Here is a 17,019-nt window from a genome sequence, read left to right on the forward strand (position 1 = left end):
GCACCGAACCCGCCCTTGGACGAGATGAACGATCGCACCTGCATCGTCACCCGCAGGCAAGCCGAACCGGATGAACTGATCCGTTTCGTCGTCGGCCCGGATTCGGCCGTCGTTCCGGACATCAAGAGAAACCTGCCCGGCCGCGGTTGCTGGGTGACGGCCGACCGCCTACATATAGAAAAGGCAGCGGCCAAAAACCTGTTTGCCCGTGCTTTTAAGGCGCAGGTGAGCGTGCCGGCCGATTTTGGCGGCATGGTCGACGCGCTGCTTTCCAGGTCCGCTCTGGGCATGCTTGGCCTGGCCCGCAAGGCGGGCGCCATAGCGCTCGGAGCGACCAAGGTCGAGAGCGCCGTGCGCGGCGGACTTGCACTTTTCGTGCTCCACGCGACCGAGGCTTCCGACGATGGCGTCCGCAAGATAAGCCAGGCGCGACGGGCAACCGTCCACCTCGGCGGGCCTGCGATCCGCGCTTACAAACTTTTCTCCGAGGCCGAGTTGAGCTTGGCATTGGGGGGTACAAATGTGATACATGCTGCCGTTCTCGCGGGAGACGCGGGCAGGGCGGTCCAGAAGCGCATGGTTGCGCTCGACCGATATCGGGGCGGTTCCCCGGACGATCTGGCAATGCTTGCGGCCGTTGCTGACGAAGATGATGCCGCAGAGGATATGGAATGAGCGATACGAAATCGGGCGACGACAAGACGCTGAGTGTTACGCCGAAGAAGACCTTGACGCTGAAGCGCCCCGGTATGGAACAGGGCACGGTGCGCCAGAACTTCTCGCACGGCCGCACCAAGTCGGTGGTCGTCGAGACCAAGAAGCGCAAGTTCTCGCTGCCCGGCGACAAGCCGGAGCCGGCGGCAGCGCCTGTGTCTGTCTTCACGCCGAAGCCGGTCGCGGCAGCGCCTGCCGTGCAGGAAGCTCCCAAGGCGCCTCCCCCTCCGCCGCCGGTCGAACGCGGCGGCATGGTGCTGAACGAGTTGTCGCGCCAGGAAATGGAAGCACGCCGCCGGGCTCTCGAGGGCTCGAAGGTCCGCGATGTCGAGGATCGCCAGCGCGCCATCGAGGAAGCCAAGCGCCGCAGCGAGGACGAAGAGCGCCGCCGCCGCGAGCGCGAGGAATCGGCTCGCCGTCAGGCCGAGGAAGAGGCACGGCTGCAAGCCGAGGCCGAATCCCGCCGCCGTGCCGAGGAAGAGGCGCGCCGCCGTGCGCCGCTCGCCGCCGAACTGGCAACAGTCGATGACGAGGAAGAGGTCAAACCGAAGCGGACCGGTGCCGGCGCACCAGTGCGCCGTCTGGTCACGCCGGAAGTGGCGCGTCCGGCCAAACCGACGAAGGGCGAGGAAGACCGCCGCCGCGGCAAGCTGACGCTGAATTCGGCACTTTCCGACGAGGATGCGCGCGCCCGCTCGCTCTCGTCGATGCGCCGCCGTCAGGAGAAATTCAAGCGCGCGTTGCATAACGAGCCACGCGAGAAAGTCATGCGTGAAGTGATCCTGCCCGAAACCATCACCATCCAGGAGCTAGCGCAGCGCATGTCCGAGCGCGCTGTCGACGTGGTCAAGTTCTTCATGAAGCAGGGCCAGATCCTGAAGCCTGGTGACGTCATCGACGCCGACACGGCCGAACTCGTCGCCACCGAATTTGGCCACACGGTCCGCCGCGTCGCCGAGTCCGACATCGAAGAGGGCTTGTTCAACATCGCCGATCGTCCCGAGGATCTGCAGCCGCGTCCGCCGGTGGTAACGATCATGGGCCATGTCGATCACGGCAAGACCTCGTTGCTCGATGCCATCCGCAATGCCAACGTCGTCTCCGGCGAGGCCGGCGGCATTACCCAGCATATCGGCGCCTATCAGGTCGAGAAGAACGGTCACAAGATTACCTTCATCGACACGCCCGGCCATGCCGCCTTCACGGCGATGCGTGCCCGCGGTGCCCAGGCGACCGATATCGCCATCCTCGTGGTGGCAGCTGACGACAGCGTCATGCCGCAGACGATCGAATCGATCAATCACGCCAAGGCGGCCGGCGTTCCGATCATTGTGGCGATCAACAAGATCGACAAGCATGACGCCGACCCGCAGAAGGTGCGTTCGGAACTGCTGCGCCACGAGGTGTTCGTCGAATCCATGGGCGGCGAGGTGCTGGATGTCGAGGTGTCGGCGACCAAGGGCATCAATCTCGACAAGTTGCTCGAAGCGATCCTGCTGCAGGCCGAAATCCTCGACCTGAAGGCCAATCCGGACCGCACCGCCGAAGGCGTGGTCATCGAAGCCCAGCTCGACAAGGGCCGCGGCCCAGTCGCTACCGTGCTGGTGCAGACCGGCACGTTGATGCCGGGCGACATTCTCGTCGCCGGCAACGAATGGGGCCGGGTACGCGCGCTCATCGATGATCGCGGCGAGCAGGTCAAGGAAGCGCCGCCGGCAATCCCGGTGGAAGTCCTCGGTCTGCAAGGTACGCCGCAGGCCGGCGACCGCTTCGCCGTGGTCAACAACGAAGCCCGCGCCCGCGAGATCACCGAATATCGCCAGCGTCTGGCGCGTGAGAAGGCGGTGGCCAGGCATGCCGGCCAGCGCGGCTCGCTTGAACAGATGATGTCGCAGTTGCAGACGAGCGGACTGAAGGAATTCCCGCTGGTCATCAAGGGCGACGTGCAGGGCTCGATCGAGGCGATCAACGCAGCGCTGGACAATCTCGGCACCGACGAGGTGCGCGCCCGCATCGTCCATGCGGGGGCTGGCGGCATTACCGAAAGCGACGTGTCGCTGGCGGAAACTTCGGGGGCTGCGATCATCGGCTTCAACGTTCGCGCCAATGCGCAGGCCCGCGCAGCCGCGGCTGCGGCAGGCATCGAGATCCGCTACTATTCGATCATCTACAATCTGGTCGATGATGTGAAAGCGGCTCTTTCCGGCCTACTCTCGCCGGAGCGGCGCGAGACCTTCATCGGCAATGCCGAGATCCTCGAGATCTTCGACATCACCAAGGTCGGCAAGATCGCCGGCTGCCGTGTCACCGAAGGCAAGGTCGAGCGTGGTGCGGGCGTGCGCCTGATCCGCGACAACGTCGTCATCCACGAAGGCACGCTGAAGACCCTGAAGCGCTTCAAGGACGAGGTTTCGGAAGTTCCGGGCGGCCAGGAATGCGGCATGGCCTTCCAGAACTACGAGGACATGCGCGTCGGCGACGTCATCGAGTGCTTCCGCGTCGAGATGGTGACCAGGACGCTCTGAGCTCGAACGTTCGAGTTCGGGCATCCATCGAGACCGGGCGGTGGTCGAAAGACCGCCGCCCAAACCATATGAGACATGTGGTGCGGTCCTATCCCGCGCCCCACGATTTCAGGATAGAGAAAAATGCCCCGTTCAATCACATCAGGCCCATCCCAGCGCATGCTGCGTGTCGGCGAGCAGGTGCGCCATGCGCTGTCCGAGACCTTGCAGCGCGGCGAGATCCTCGATCCGCTGATCGAGAACACGGTGGTTTCGGTCTCGGAAGTGCGCATGTCGCCCGATCTGAAGATCGCCACCGCCTTCGTCTCGCCGCTTGGCGCCAAGGATGCCGGCGTGGTGGTCGAAGCGCTCAACAAGCATGCGAAGTTCGTCCGCGGCCGTGTCTCCGGCGCGCTGCGGCAGATGAAGTACATGCCGGAATTCCGCTTCCGGCTCGACACCAGCTACGACAATTTCCAGAAGATCAACGAATTGCTGCACTCGCCCGAAGTGGCGCGCGATCTCAGCGCCGACGACAAAGACAAAGACGACCGGAAGGACAGCGAATAGTGGCGCGTCGCGGCAAGAAGAAGGGCCGGCCGATCTCGGGCTGGCTGGTACTGGACAAGCCGGTCGGCATGGGCTCGACTGAAGCCGTCTCCAAGATCAAATGGCTGTTCCAGGCGGAAAAAGCCGGCCATGCCGGCACGCTCGACCCGCTGGCGTCCGGCATGTTGCCGATCGCGCTCGGCGAAGCGACCAAGACCGTGCCATACGTCCAGGACGGCGCCAAGGTCTACCGCTTCACGGTTGCCTGGGGCGAGGAGCGTTCGACCGACGACCTCGAAGGCCCGACGACCAAAAGCTCGGACCGCCGTCCGGCGGAAGCCGACGTACGGGCGCTGCTTTCGAAATATAACGGCGTCATCATGCAGACGCCGCCGCAATTTTCGGCGATCAAGATCGCCGGCGAGCGCGCCTACGACCTTGCCCGCGATGGCGAGACGATCGACATTCCGCCACGCGAGGTTGAGATCGGCCGGCTCGATCTGGTCGAGCACATGGCCGATCGCACCATCTTCGAGGTCGAATGCGGCAAGGGCACCTATGTCCGCTCGCTGGCGCGCGACATGGGGCGCGACCTTGGCTGTTTTGGTCACATCGCCGAGCTGCGGCGGGTCGAGGTCGAGCCGTTCACGCAGGAAGATTTCGTCACCTTGGCCGAGCTGGAAGCCGCCCGCTTCGGCGAACAGAGCGAGGAAGGCTCGCAAACAGCGGACGCGCCGATCGACTTCGGTGCCATCGATGCACTTCTGGTCGACACCGCCGCGGCGCTCGAATGCTTGCCGCAGGTCGCGATCAGCGACGATGCGGCAACCAAAATCCGCCTCGGCAATCCGGTCATCATTCGCGGCCGTGACGCGCCGGTAGAAGCGGAGGAGGCCTGCGCCACCGCGCGCGGCAAGCTGGTCGCCATCGGCGCCATCGAGCAAGGCATGTTCAAGCCAAAACGGGTCTTTGTCGGGTAACAGCTGTCGCCCGGCGCATGATCTCCAAACCGGATTCTATTTTGGGAAAGGATCATGCGCTAAATCAACAGGGCGACGGCGTCGTTTGCCGTCCGAAGGGATGCGCGGCACCGACGCTGCATTCGAGGGGGCACATGGCAAAGGCTGACACGGTCAACAAACGAGCGGCGCTCAAAACACGGAGGCCGCCCGTCGGGGCCTCGCCCGGCACGCTGATCGCCGACCCGGCGGCACGCCGTTCCGAGCTCAGGCTGACATTGATCTCGCCCGAAAAGTTCAAGACCATCGACAATGCCAGCATCGACGACGTCAACACCTATTGCCACAATTGGCCGGTTATCTGGCTCGATTGCACAGGCCTCGCCAACATCCAGCTGATCGAGGAGATCGGCCGGATCTTCAACCTGCATCCGTTGGCGCTGGAAGATGTCGTCAACACCGGCCAGCGGCCGAAGGTGGATTTCTTCGAGGACCATGCCTTTGTCGTCGTCAGGATGATCGACGATGTCACCGCGCATCGCTACGAACAGATCGCCGTCTTCTTCGGCAGGAACTTCGTCGTCACCTTTCAGGAGCGCGAAGGCGACCCGTTCGATCCCGTACGCAAGCGGATCGCAAGCTCGGTGCCCAACCGCTTGCGCTCGCGCGGCGCCGACTATCTCGCCTATGCTTTGATCGACGCCATCGTCGACAGCTATTTCCCGCCGATCGAGGCTGCCGGCGAATTGGTCGACAGCATTGAGGACCAAATGCTGAACCAGGCGCACAAGCATCAGATGCGGCAGCTTCACGAATTGCGGCGCGATGCCAATGTGCTGAAGGGCGTGCTTTGGCCGATGCGCGACGCGCTGGCGACCATGATCCGCAACGACGTCTCTTATGTGAAGGCCGAAACCAAGATATTTCTGAACGACACGCTCGATCATTCGCTGCGATTGATCGAACTGGTCGAAACCCAGCGCGACATGCTGACCGGCCTGATCGAGATGCACTTGTCGTTCAGCCAGGCGCGCACCAACGACGTCATCAGCTATCTGACGATCGTCTCGGTGATCTTCATGCCGCTTACCTTTCTCGTCGGCGTGTGGGGCATGAATTTCGACCCCGACACCTCGCCCTGGAACATGCCGGAGCTGAAAGCCTATTACGGCTATCCCCTGTCGCTCGTCTTCATGGCGCTTGTTGCGGTCGGGCTCTTTGCGTACTTCAAATGGAAGAAATGGCTCTGACTAGGCGGAAGTGCCCGTTTATGCAGCAAAAAGCCGGCTTGTGAATTAGGCTGGCCTTTTTGTCGGAATTGCACTATATGCGCCGCAGCCTCGCGCTTTGACGCGTTGCTTGCACCGGCCCCTGCTGGACGACATCCCGGCTGAGGGCGTCCCGTTTCCTCAAACAGACAAGGAAAAACACGATGTCGATTACTGCCGAACGCAAGAAGGAATTGATGGGCGAATTCGCAACCGCCAAGGGCGATACCGGGTCTCCGGAAGTCCAGGTGGCCATCCTTTCGGAGCGCATCAAGAACCTGACCGACCATTTCAAGGACCACAAGAAGGATAACCATTCCCGCCGTGGTCTGCTTGCTCTCGTTTCCCAGCGCCGCAGCCTGCTTGATTATCTCAAGCGCAAGGACGACGCGCGCTATCAGACGCTGATCGAGAAGCTCGGTCTGCGCCGTTGACGAATTGACCGGCGGGTTCTTTCGAGAGCCCGCCGGTCGCGCATTGGAGCATCGGGTCATCCAAGGCTCCATGAAGGAAGTAGAGCGCCGCGCATCGGTTTGGATGCGCAAAGGACGCTCTGAAGTTTAGATTTGCGCAGGATATTTTCCGAAAACCTGGTTTTCGGGTTCACGCGCAAGGCCACTCGGATCGATTGGCCAACCCGGTTTCGAAACAGCAGAGGGCCGCTCGAAACCGCCCATGGACGGTCATGGGGCAGGATTGCAGGACGCTCGTGCGGCAAATGCGCTGAATAGCCGAGCTTCCCGTTGTCTTGCCCGTGGCTGCCCGAGAAAGGAAGCCAAGGGAAAGGGGCATCCGCGCACGCTGAAACGGCGCGGCCCTTTCCGCATACGAAGGACAAGACATGTTCAATTACCACAAAGTGGAAATCGAATGGGGCGGCCGTCCGCTCATTCTCGAAACCGGCAAGATCGCACGTCAGGCTGATGGCGCGGTGCTGGCCACCTACGGCGAAACCAAGGTTCTCGCCACCGTCGTCTCGATGAAAGAGCCGAAACCCGGCCTCGATTTCTTCCCGCTGACGGTCAACTACCAGGAGAAGACTTACGCGGCCGGCAAGATCCCGGGTGGCTATTTCAAGCGTGAAGGCCGTCCGAGCGAGAAGGAAACGCTGGTTTCCCGCCTGATCGACCGCCCGATCCGGCCGCTCTTCGCCGAAGGCTACAAGAACGACACCCAGATCGTCGTCACCGTCGTCCAGCACGATCTCGAAAATGACCCGGACATCCTGTCGATCGTCGCCACCTCCGCCGCCCTGACCTTGTCCGGCGTGCCGTTCATGGGCCCGGTTGGCGGCGCCCGCGTCGGCTACATCAACGGCGAATATGTGCTCAACCCGCATGTCGACGAGATGCAGGAATCGAAGCTCGACCTGGTCGTCGCCGGCACCGCCGACGCCGTGCTGATGGTCGAGTCCGAAGCCAAGGAACTCGGCGAGGACCTTATGCTCGGCGCCGTCATGTTCGGCCACAGGGGCTTCCAGCCGGTGATCGACGCGATCATCAAGCTGGCTGAAGTCGCGGCAAAGGACCCGCGCGACTTCACCGCGCCGGACTATTCCGCACTTGAAGCCGAGATGCTCAAGATCGTCGAAGGCGAGCTTCGCGACGCCTACAAGATCACCGACAAGCAAAAGCGCTATGCCGCCGTCGACGCCGTCAAGGCGAAGGTCAAGGCCGCGTTCGCGCCGGCAGAAGGCGAAGAGGCCAAATACACGTCCGAACAGATCGGCACCGTGTTCAAGGAACTCCAGGCCAAGGTCGTGCGCTGGAACATCCTCGACACCGGCTCGCGCATCGACGGCCGCGACCTGAAGACGGTCCGCAAGATCGTCTCGGAAGTCGGCATCCTGCCGCGCACGCACGGCTCGGCGCTGTTCACTCGCGGCGAGACCCAGGCATTGGTCGTCGCCACGCTCGGCACCGGCGAGGACGAGCAGTATGTCGATTCGTTGACCGGCATGTACAAGGAGAAGTTCCTCCTGCACTACAACTTCCCTCCCTATTCGGTCGGTGAAACCGGCCGCATGGGTTCGCCGGGCCGCCGCGAAATCGGCCATGGCAAGCTCGCCTGGCGCGCCATCCGGCCGATGCTTCCGACCGCCGACCAGTTCCCCTATACGTTGCGCGTCGTTTCGGAGATCACCGAGTCCAACGGCTCGTCGTCGATGGCTACCGTCTGCGGCACCTCGCTGGCTCTGATGGACGCGGGCGTGCCGCTGGCCAAGCCGGTCGCCGGTATTGCAATGGGCCTGATCAAGGAAGGCGGGCGCTTCGCCGTGCTCTCCGACATTCTTGGCGACGAGGACCACCTCGGCGACATGGACTTCAAGGTTGCCGGCACCGCCTACGGCATCACCTCGCTGCAGATGGACATCAAGATCGAGGGCATCACCGAGGAGATCATGAAGATCGCCCTCGACCAGGCCAAGGATGGCCGTCAGCACATTCTCGGCGAAATGGCCCACGCGCTGTCCGGCGCACGTGCCGAGCTCGGCGAGTTCGCGCCGCGCATCGAGGTCATGCACATCCCGACCGACAAGATCCGCGACGTGATCGGCTCGGGCGGCAAGGTCATCCGCGAGATCGTCGAAAAGACCGGCGCCAAGATCAACATCGAGGACGACGGCACCGTCAAGATCGCCTCGGCCAATGCCAAGGAGATCGAGGCGGCGAAGAAGTGGATACACACCATCGTCGCCGAGCCGGAAGTCGGTGAAATCTACGAAGGCACGGTCGTCAAGACCGCCGACTTCGGCGCTTTCGTCAATTTCTTCGGTCCGCGTGACGGCCTCGTCCACATCTCGCAACTCGCCAATGACCGCGTCGCCAAGACCTCCGATGTGGTCAAGGAAGGCGACAAGGTCTGGGTCAAGCTGATGGGCTTCGACGAGCGCGGCAAGGTCCGCCTGTCGATGAAGGTCGTCGACCAGGCCACCGGCAAGGAAATCGTGCGCGACAAGAAGAGCGAAGGCGAAGAAAACGCCGCCTAAGCTGATCTACTATGCAATCGAAGCGGGCGCGCCGGAAGGTCGCGCCCGTTTGCGTTTCAACAACAGCATTGCAGTTCAAGAGTGGTGAATGTCCGCCGAGCCGCTGAAAACGCTTTTCCATCCGTTCGAGGCCGGTGCTGTTTCCCTGCCACGAAAGGATGAACGCATACTCTTTCTCGGTGCCGAGCCCGGCTTTCGCCTGCCGGAAGGGTTTGATGCCAAGCTTCATCTTGTCCAAGGCTTCAGGCCGCACTTTCGCGCCTTGCAGGCGTCCGGCTTCGCGGTCACGCCGCAGGTCGAAGGCGAGGCTTTCGACGCGGCATTTGTGCTCGCTGGCCGCCATCGCGGCCAAAACGAGTTGCGCGTTGCCGAAGCGGTCGAACGCGCAGCACCAGGCGGGTTGATCGTCGTCGCCGGCAGCAAGGACGATGGAATCGCCAGCCTGCGCAAGCATGTCGGCGCCCTTGTGCCGCTCGAAGGCCACCTGCCGAAGCATCACGGCATTGCCTTCTGGTTTCGCCGGCCGGCCGATACCGTTGCCGCGGCAACGCTTCGCGCCGCCAATCCGGACTTGGTGGTCGAGGACCGCTTCCGCACGGCCCCAGGCATGTTTTCCTTCGACAAGATCGATGCCGGATCGAAGCTGCTGGTCGAAAATCTGCCCAACGATCTGCGTGGCAGCGTTGCGGATTTCTGTGCCGGTTGGGGCTATGTCGCCGCCGAAGTCGCCGCCCGCTCACCCGGCATATCGGCGCTTGACCTTTACGAAGCGGATTTCGAGGCGCTGGAGGCGGCCAAGGCCAATGTCGGCAACACAGGCGTGGAGCCACATTTCTTCTGGATAGATCTTTTGAGCGAACCGGTCGAGCGCCGCTACGACGTGGTCGTCATGAACCCGCCCTTTCACCGCAGCCGGGCGACTGAGCCGGAAATCGGTGCCGGCATGATCCGCGCGGCAGGCAAGGCGCTGAAGCCCGGCGGCCGGCTGTTCATGGTGGCAAACCGTCAGCTTCCCTACGAACCGGTGCTGGCGGCCGCCTTCTCCAGCCATGCGGAGCTCGCCCGCGACGGCATGTTCAAGGTCTTATCGGCGCGACGCTGAAATCCTGCGGGGCAAGCCGGCGATACGTCGCTCGCGCTATTCCCGCCCGCCGTCGGTCTGCTTCAATTCGTCAAGCGTCGGCATGGAAACGATGTGATAGCCGGAATCGACATAGTGGATTTCGCCGGTGACGCCGGAGGACAGGTCGGACAGCAAATAGAGCGCGGAGCCGCCGACTTCGTCGATCGTCACTGTACGGCGTAGCGGCGAGTTGCGCTGCTGGTAGGAGAACATGTGGCGTGCGTCGGAAATCCCGGCGCCCGCAAGCGTCCGTACCGGTCCCGCCGATATGCCGTTCACCCTGATGCCGCGCGGGCCGTAGTCGTTGGCGAGATAGCGGACGCTGGCCTCCAGCCCCGCCTTAGCGACACCCATAACGTTGTAGTTCGGCATGACACGGACCGAGCCGGCATAGGTCAGCGTGATCATCGAACCGCTATCCTTCATCAATGTGGCGGCGTGACGGGCGATCTCGGTGAAGGAGTAGCAGGAGATCACCATGGTGCGGATGAAGTTGTCGCGGCTCGTGTCGGCGTAGAGGCCTTTCAGCTCGTTCTTGTCGGAAAAGCCGATGGCATGGACGACGAAATCCAGCCCGCCCCACGCCTTCCCCAAAGTCTCGAAAGTCGCGGCGACCGACACGCTGTCCTCGACGTCGCAAGGCACCACCAGGGATGCGCCCAATTTCTCGGCGAGCGGCTTGACCCGGCGCCCGAAGGCCTCGCCCTGATAGGTGAAGGCGAGGTCCGCGCCATGTTCGGACAGTTTGCGGGCGATACCCCAGGCGATCGAATGATCGTTGGCAACACCCATGACAAGCCCGCGCTTGCCCTTCATCAATCCGTCCATGGTCGGCAAATCCTTATGCGGAATAGCGCTGGAAAATCAGCGTTGCGTTGGTGCCACCGAAACCGAACGAATTGGACAAAACGGTGTCGATCCTTGCATCGTCGATGCGCTTGCGCACGATCGGCATGCCCTCGAATTCCGGATCGAGGTTCTCAATGTGGGCGCTCTCGCCGATGAAGCCGCCTTGCATCATCAGGATCGAGTAGATCGATTCCTGCACGCCGGCGGCGCCCAGAGAATGGCCGGTTAGCGATTTGGTCGACGTGATGAAAGGCATCTTCTCGCCGAACACCTCGCGGATGGCGCCCATTTCCTTGGAGTCGCCGACCGGCGTCGAGGTGCCGTGCGTATTGATGTAGTCGACCGGCGAGGACACCGTTGCGAGCGCCTGCTTCATGCAGCGCGCCGCGCCTTCGCCCGACGGCGCCACCATGTCGTAGCCGTCCGATGTCGCGCCATAGCCGACGATCTCGGCATAGATCTTGGCGCCGCGTGCCTTGGCATGCTCGAGCTCTTCAAGAATCAGCACGCCGGCGCCGCCGGCAATGACGAAACCGTCGCGATCGACGTCGTAGGCGCGTGAGGCGACCGATGCCCTGTCGTTGAACTTGGACGACATGGCGCCCATGGCATCGAAGAGATCCGACATCGTCCAGTCGAGATCCTCATGGCCGCCGGCGAAGACGATGTCCTGCTTGCCCCACTGGATCAGCTCGTAGCCATTGCCGATGCAATGCGCAGACGTCGAGCAGGCCGATGAGATCGAATAGTTGACGCCGTGGATCTTGAACCAGGTGGCAAGCGTCGCCGACGCGGTCGACGACATCGCTTTTGGCACTGCGAACGGCCCGATCCGCTTGGGGCTGCCGTTTTTGACCGTGGTCTCGGCCGCCTCGACGATTGCACGGGTCGACGGTCCGCCGGAGCCCATCACGATACCGGTGCGCTCGTTGGTGATGTCGGCCTCGTCGAGGCCGGCGTCTGCGATCGCCTGGTCCATTGCGACATGGTTCCAGGCAGCACCCTGCGACAGGAAGCGCATGGCGCGACGGTCGATCATGCCCGATGGGTCCAGCGTCGGCGCACCCCACACCCGGCAACGGAAGCCATGCTCGGCGAAAGAGTCGGAGAAGCTGATGCCGGATCTGGCATCGTGCAGCGAGGTCTGCACCTCGTTGGCATTGTTGCCTATCGACGACACGATGCCGAGACCTGTGACTACGACCCGTCTCATTCGCAACTCCTTCCAGCGCCGACCCCGAACCTGAAATCAATTTCCGGAATGGAACCATGCGCAAAATTAAAAGTGCTACAGCGTTCATCAGACGTCCAAGACGTCGTACTGTAGGGTCTTCGTTCAGACGGCGGCCGATTGCTTGGACAGACCGACCTTCAGATCCGTTGCCGCGTATATGGGCTCGCCATCTGCCTTCAGCCAGCCATCGGCGATGCCAAGCACAAGCCGACCGCGCATCACTCGCTTGAAGTCGACGCCATACTCCACCTTCTTGACCGAAGGCGTGACCATGCCTTTGAACCTCACCTCACCGGTCGACAGCGCCATCCCTTTGCCGGGTTCACCGAGCCATCCGAGATAGAACCCCGTCAACTGCCACATGGCGTCCAGGCCTAGGCATCCTGGCATGATCGGATTACCGATGAAATGGCAGGCGAAAAACCACAAATCCGGCTTGATATCGAATTCCGCGCGGATGAAACCCTTGTCGAACGCACCGCCGGTCTCGCTGATCTCGGTGATGCGGTCGAACATCAGCATCGGCGGATAGGGCAGCTGCGCATTTCCCGGTCCGAACAGCTCGCCGCGGGCGCAGGCAAGCAATTCCTCGTAACCGTAGCTGGATTTCGAACCCGCCATCAATCTCGTCCCCGTGATCGTCCCGGGCGATAGGCGCCCTTGTCGGTGGTTTCCTAACACAATCTGTTTCAGGCCGGAAACCGGCGCTTGCGCTTAACCTGCCCGTCTGCCCGGGTCAATGCGCGCTATTGATCGCATTCGGTCGACAGAATATATGTCAGGACACGTCCGGTTTCGGCAGATGCTCAATTTCTGCCATTTTGGACCTGTCTGAGGCGGAACTGTGAGCGCGACGGATACATGGATCTGGGTTGCCGGAAGGATAATGTCGCTGTGGACAAGCGCGTTCGCGAGGCCGGTCTGAGGCCGACACGCCAGCGCATCGCGCTGGCCGATCTGCTTTTCGCCAAGGGCGACCGCCATCTTTCGGCCGAGGAACTGCACGAGGAGGCGCTTGCCGCCGGGGTGCCGGTGTCTCTGGCCACCGTCTACAATGCTCTGCACCAGTTTACCCAGGCCGGTCTTCTGCGCATCCTTGCCGTCGAGGGATCGAAGACTTATTTCGACACCAACACCTCCGATCACCATCATTTCTATATCGAGGGCGAAAACAGGATCTTCGATATCGACAGCGGCCCGGTGACGGTTTCCAACCTGCCGGAACCGCCGGAGGGCATGGAGATCGCCAATGTCGATATCGTGGTGAGACTGCGTCCGAAACGCTGCGACTGACCGGCGCCTTATGAAATTCCTGGATTTGACGCTCCGGCTCGAATGGGTCGCTGTCGCGGTGGCGGCTCTTGTCTTCTATGCAATCGCCGGTGTTTCCTGGTGGCTGTTTGCCGTGCTCATTCTGGCGCCCGACCTGTCGATGCTGGGTTACATGGCCGGGCCGCGCGTCGGGGCGGTCGCCTACAACGCCTTGCACATACTGATCTTGCCCGTTCTGCTGGCGCTTGTCGGCAGCGTCTTTGACAATGCAATGGCGATAGCTGTCGCACTGATCTGGATCGCCCACATCGCCATCGACCGCGCTCTGGGCTATGGTTTGAAGCTGTCGAGCAGTTTCCAGGATACCCATCTCGGCCGCATCGGCCGCTAAACCATCCCCGAACCGAAGATCAGCGAAACAAATGCCGGATCCGGTGCTTGCAGCGCTGGCCTGACCTCCGGTTCGGAAAGGTCAGTTCTTGACCTTTTCGCCGGGATAGGCACCCCAGACGAGCGACTGTGCGAGCCAGCCGGTATGGCCGTCGAAGGTCATTTGGCACCATTGGCCATCGCAGGACTTGATTGTGCCCATCACCCCCGGTTCGAGGATCGCAATGACGCCTGCATCTTTTGCCGGGTCGTCAAGGAGGTTGACGCGAGCGTCCTTGCCGCGCTGCCAGGGGGCGACAATCGCCGTGCGACGGCCCGAAAGCAGCGACTGATTGATCCAGCCTTCCGAGCCGTCGGCATCACGCACACGGCGCCACGTATCGAACTCCTGGATGATCTCCATCGGCAGGCCTGGCTTCATATACATCCAGTCGACGGAATAATTGACGCCCGGCCCAACGCGCGAGTTGACGCGGCCGGATTTCAGGCTGACGAAGCGCGGCAGCGGCAAGCCGCTTGGTCCGAGCGTGACGCGCTGGGCGGGTGCGGCGGCACTTTGCGCCATCACCAGTGGGCTGTGGATGAGAGCGCCGAGGAATGCTGCACTGAGGGTCAGGCGGAGCGACGCGAAACCAGACACTTTCGTTCCTTTCGGCGCCCGCCCATCGGCCTTCGCGCCCATTTTTCTTTGTCTTCGGCGGAACCGCTTGTTACATGGATGACCGGTACCGCGATCGGCTCTCAGTTTCGCCGTTCTTGGTTAAAGAGGTCTCAACGAGATCGGGTTCGAGGAAACAATGACAGGCAAAAAGAAGCCCCTCGTCGTCATCACGCGCAAGTTGCCCGACGTAGTCGAGACCCGCATGCGCGAGTTGTTCGACGCCCGCTTGAATGTGGAGGACAGGCCGATGACGCAGCCGGAACTGGTGGCGGCGGTCAAGGAGGCCGACGTGCTGGTGCCGACTGTGACCGACAATATCGACGCGGCGCTGATTGCCCAGGCCGGCGACAACCTCAAGCTGATCGCCAACTTCGGTAATGGCGTCGACAAGATCGACGTTGCGGCAGCGGCCAAGAAAGGCATCACCGTCACCAACACGCCGAACGTGTTGACCGAAGATACGGCCGACATGACCATGGCGCTGATGCTGGCCGTACCGCGGCGGCTGGCTGAAGGCGCCAACGTGCTGACCGGCGATAAGAAATGGGCGGGCTGGTCGCCGACCTGGATGCTCGGCCGGCGCATCTGGGGCAAACGGCTCGGCATTGTCGGCATGGGTCGCATCGGCACCGCTGTCGCCAGGCGCGCCAAGGCGTTTGGCCTCTCGATCCACTACCACAACCGCCACCGCGTACTGCCGGCAATCGAGGACGAGTTGGAAGCGACGTATTGGGAAAGCCTTGACCAGATGCTCGCCCGCATGGACATTATCTCGGTCAATTGTCCATCGACACCGGCAACCTTCCACCTGCTTTCGGCACGGCGGCTGGCGCTTCTGCAACCGTCAGCTTACATAGTCAACACCGCGCGCGGCGATATCATCGATGAGGAATCGCTGGTCAAGCTCATCCATGACGGCAAGATCGCTGGCGCCGGCCTCGACGTCTACGAGCACGAGCCGGCGCTGAACAGCAAGCTGCTGAAGCTTGCCCACAAAGGCAAGGTCGTGCTGTTGCCGCATATGGGTTCGGCGACGCTCGAAGGCCGTATCGACATGGGCGAGAAGGTGATCATCACTATCCGCGCCTTCTTCGATGGTCATCGCCCGCCCGACCGCGTGCTGCCGTTGAGGGCGTGACCTGCCGTCACGCCGGCACGGTCTTGCCGCGGCAACCGCGCGTTCGTCGTTGGATAGCTTTGGCTTACGAAAACGCCTTGCGCATGGTGATTGAGGTCGGCCGGTCGTAGCCCTTGTGCGCTGTCCGTTCGGTTTCACGAAAACCGAGGCGGGCAAAGGCTGCGTGATTTCCGGTCAGCTCGACCCGCGTCTGGAGCTCGATGGCGGTCCTGTTGTGGCTGCGGGCAAGATCTTCGACGGCCTGCATCAGCTGTTTTCCAATGCCTTGTCCCTGAAGAAGCGGCTCGACCGCGAGCTTTCCAACATAGAGCTCGTCTGCGCGCTTCAGGATGAAGACGCAACCGACGATCTCGTTTTCCTTCAGCGCCAGGAATGCTGTCTCCTCCAGCGCTCTAGCCCTGAGATTTTCAACGGTGAGCCGATGCGCCGAGGACGGCGGGTCAATAACCCCGTCCATAAAGGCGAAGGCGCGCATGACCAGCGCCAGCACCTCGTCCCAACGGTCGAAATCGGCCGCAAGCTGCACGATGGAAACGTCGGCAGGCAGGCTCACGGGCTGGTTCGCTTGTAGCGGATCGTGTCGAAGCGTGCCGCCAGCGCATCGTAGAGCAGCAGTCGTCCGACCAGCGGCTCGCCAATCCCGGTGATCAGCTTGATCGCTTCCATGGCTTGCAGCGTGCCGATGACCCCGGTCAGCGCGCCGACAATGCCGGCCACCGCGCAGGATGGCACCAGTCCCGGCGGCGGCGCCTCGGGAAAGAGATCGCGGTAGCTTGGGTTCAACTTGCCGTCCGGGCCGGTTTCGAATGGCTTCAGTACGGTGACCGAGCCGTCGAAGCGGCCAACGGCGGCATGCACGAGCGGCCGGCTTTCCGCGGCGCAGGCGTCGGCCACCGCGTAGCGTGTCTCGAAATTGTCGGAGCCGTCAACGACGATGTCATAACGGGCAATGAGGGTAGGGGCGTTGTCCACGGTCAGCCTGAAATTGTGCTCTTCCACGACGACGTTTGGATTGATGCGGATGATCGCCGCTCTGGCGCTGTCGGTTTTCGCCACCCCGACATCGCCCGTGGCGTGGATCACTTGTCGTTGCAGGTTGGAAAGCGAAACGATGTCGTCGTCGACGATACCGAGAGTGCCAATCCCTGCGGCGGCGAGATATTCGAGCACCGGCGCACCCAATCCGCCGGCGCCAATGACGAGCACCCGCGCCCGCTTCAGCCGCTGCTGGCCGGCGCCGCCGATCTCGGGCAGCACGATGTGGCGGGCGTAGCGTTCGAGCTCTTCATCGGTGAGGGCGGCTGTGATCATCGCCGGACCATATAGCGGAGGAAAAAGCTTGTCAGGTATCAATGCATGCCGCTCAGAA

At 62.3% G+C, this 17,019-nt stretch carries 17 protein-coding genes; 11 read left to right on the forward strand and 6 right to left on the reverse strand.

Annotated features, from left to right (window positions below; genetic code table 11):
* Positions 1 to 24: 24 nt before the first annotated feature.
* From NKH16_RS12530 to NKH16_RS12565, 8 genes are all read left to right on the forward strand, one after another.
* Positions 25 to 675, forward strand: a complete 651-nt coding sequence (locus NKH16_RS12530; protein WP_352448602.1) for an RNA-binding protein — start codon at positions 25 to 27, stop codon at positions 673 to 675.
* Positions 672 to 3,239: a translation initiation factor IF-2 gene (infB, locus tag NKH16_RS12535; protein WP_352448603.1), complete on the forward strand. Its 2,568-nt coding sequence runs from the start codon at positions 672 to 674 to the stop codon at positions 3,237 to 3,239. Before NKH16_RS12530 ends, infB begins: the two co-directional genes overlap by 4 nt.
* Before the next feature lie 123 nt (positions 3,240 to 3,362).
* Positions 3,363 to 3,788 (forward strand): 30S ribosome-binding factor RbfA, encoded by a 426-nt coding sequence (gene rbfA, locus NKH16_RS12540; RefSeq protein WP_352448604.1) that lies wholly within the window; start codon positions 3,363 to 3,365, stop codon positions 3,786 to 3,788.
* The gene (truB, locus tag NKH16_RS12545) at positions 3,788 to 4,747 is read left to right on the forward strand and encodes a tRNA pseudouridine(55) synthase TruB (protein ID WP_352899648.1); all 960 of its coding nucleotides are present in this window, start codon (positions 3,788 to 3,790) and stop codon (positions 4,745 to 4,747) included. The genes rbfA and truB overlap by 1 nt, the downstream gene beginning before the upstream one ends.
* A 134-nt stretch (positions 4,748 to 4,881) precedes the next feature.
* The gene (gene corA / locus NKH16_RS12550) at positions 4,882 to 5,976 is read left to right on the forward strand and encodes a magnesium/cobalt transporter CorA (protein ID WP_352899651.1); all 1,095 of its coding nucleotides are present in this window, start codon (positions 4,882 to 4,884) and stop codon (positions 5,974 to 5,976) included.
* Between the two features lie 140 nt (positions 5,977 to 6,116).
* Positions 6,117 to 6,428 (forward strand): 30S ribosomal protein S15, encoded by a 312-nt coding sequence (gene rpsO, locus NKH16_RS12555; protein WP_280940423.1) that lies wholly within the window; start codon positions 6,117 to 6,119, stop codon positions 6,426 to 6,428.
* 407 nt (positions 6,429 to 6,835) lie between these two features.
* On the forward strand, positions 6,836 to 8,983 hold the full coding sequence (gene pnp, locus NKH16_RS12560) for a polyribonucleotide nucleotidyltransferase (protein WP_352899654.1): 2,148 nt from the start codon (positions 6,836 to 6,838) through the stop codon (positions 8,981 to 8,983).
* 88 nt (positions 8,984 to 9,071) lie between these two features.
* Positions 9,072 to 10,085 (forward strand): class I SAM-dependent methyltransferase, encoded by a 1,014-nt coding sequence (locus NKH16_RS12565; RefSeq protein ID WP_352899657.1) that lies wholly within the window; start codon positions 9,072 to 9,074, stop codon positions 10,083 to 10,085.
* Positions 10,086 to 10,121: 36 nt separating this feature from the next.
* Here NKH16_RS12565 and fabI read toward each other — a convergent pair whose 3' ends face one another.
* From fabI to fabA, 3 genes are all read right to left on the reverse strand, one after another.
* A complete protein-coding gene (gene fabI, locus NKH16_RS12570) occupies positions 10,122 to 10,934 on the reverse strand; it encodes an enoyl-ACP reductase FabI (protein ID WP_023676910.1) in 813 nt (270 codons plus the stop codon).
* A 13-nt stretch (positions 10,935 to 10,947) separates the two neighbouring features.
* A complete protein-coding gene (gene fabB, locus NKH16_RS12575; RefSeq protein WP_352448609.1) occupies positions 10,948 to 12,168 on the reverse strand; it encodes a beta-ketoacyl-ACP synthase I in 1,221 nt (406 codons plus the stop codon).
* 123 nt (positions 12,169 to 12,291) lie between these two features.
* Positions 12,292 to 12,810 carry a 3-hydroxyacyl-[acyl-carrier-protein] dehydratase FabA gene (gene fabA / locus NKH16_RS12580; RefSeq protein WP_023676912.1) on the reverse strand — a complete coding sequence of 173 codons (519 nt, stop codon included), beginning with the start codon at positions 12,808 to 12,810 and terminating at the stop codon, positions 12,292 to 12,294.
* A gap of 240 nt (positions 12,811 to 13,050) precedes the next feature.
* Here fabA and irrA point away from each other — a divergent pair, with 240 nt between their 5' ends.
* Both irrA and NKH16_RS12590 read left to right on the forward strand, forming a co-directional pair.
* Positions 13,051 to 13,482: an iron response transcriptional regulator IrrA gene (gene irrA, locus NKH16_RS12585; protein ID WP_023676913.1), complete on the forward strand. Its 432-nt coding sequence runs from the start codon at positions 13,051 to 13,053 to the stop codon at positions 13,480 to 13,482.
* Between the two features lie 10 nt (positions 13,483 to 13,492).
* Positions 13,493 to 13,852 carry a DUF4260 domain-containing protein gene (locus NKH16_RS12590; RefSeq protein WP_023676914.1) on the forward strand — a complete coding sequence of 120 codons (360 nt, stop codon included), beginning with the start codon at positions 13,493 to 13,495 and terminating at the stop codon, positions 13,850 to 13,852.
* Between the two features lie 81 nt (positions 13,853 to 13,933).
* Here the strand turns inward: NKH16_RS12590 and NKH16_RS12595 are convergent, their stop codons facing one another.
* Positions 13,934 to 14,491 carry an SH3 domain-containing protein gene (locus NKH16_RS12595; RefSeq protein ID WP_352899660.1) on the reverse strand — a complete coding sequence of 186 codons (558 nt, stop codon included), beginning with the start codon at positions 14,489 to 14,491 and terminating at the stop codon, positions 13,934 to 13,936.
* Positions 14,492 to 14,648: 157 nt separating this feature from the next.
* On the opposite strand from NKH16_RS12595, the gene NKH16_RS12600 reads away from it, so the two are divergent.
* Entirely contained in the window at positions 14,649 to 15,650 is a 1,002-nt protein-coding gene (locus tag NKH16_RS12600) for a 2-hydroxyacid dehydrogenase (protein ID WP_352899663.1), read from the forward strand.
* Between the two features lie 64 nt (positions 15,651 to 15,714).
* Here NKH16_RS12600 and NKH16_RS12605 read toward each other — a convergent pair whose 3' ends face one another.
* Positions 15,715 to 16,203 carry a GNAT family N-acetyltransferase gene (locus NKH16_RS12605; protein ID WP_352899666.1) on the reverse strand — a complete coding sequence of 163 codons (489 nt, stop codon included), beginning with the start codon at positions 16,201 to 16,203 and terminating at the stop codon, positions 15,715 to 15,717.
* Positions 16,200 to 16,961, reverse strand: coding sequence for a molybdopterin-synthase adenylyltransferase MoeB (locus tag NKH16_RS12610; RefSeq protein WP_031211813.1), 762 nt, complete (start codon positions 16,959 to 16,961; stop codon positions 16,200 to 16,202). Before NKH16_RS12610 ends, NKH16_RS12605 begins: the two co-directional genes overlap by 4 nt.
* Positions 16,962 to 17,019 lie beyond the last annotated feature (58 nt).

This window comes from Mesorhizobium sp. M1307 (assembly GCF_040318155.1).
Classification (GTDB): Bacteria; Pseudomonadota; Alphaproteobacteria; order Rhizobiales; family Rhizobiaceae; genus Mesorhizobium.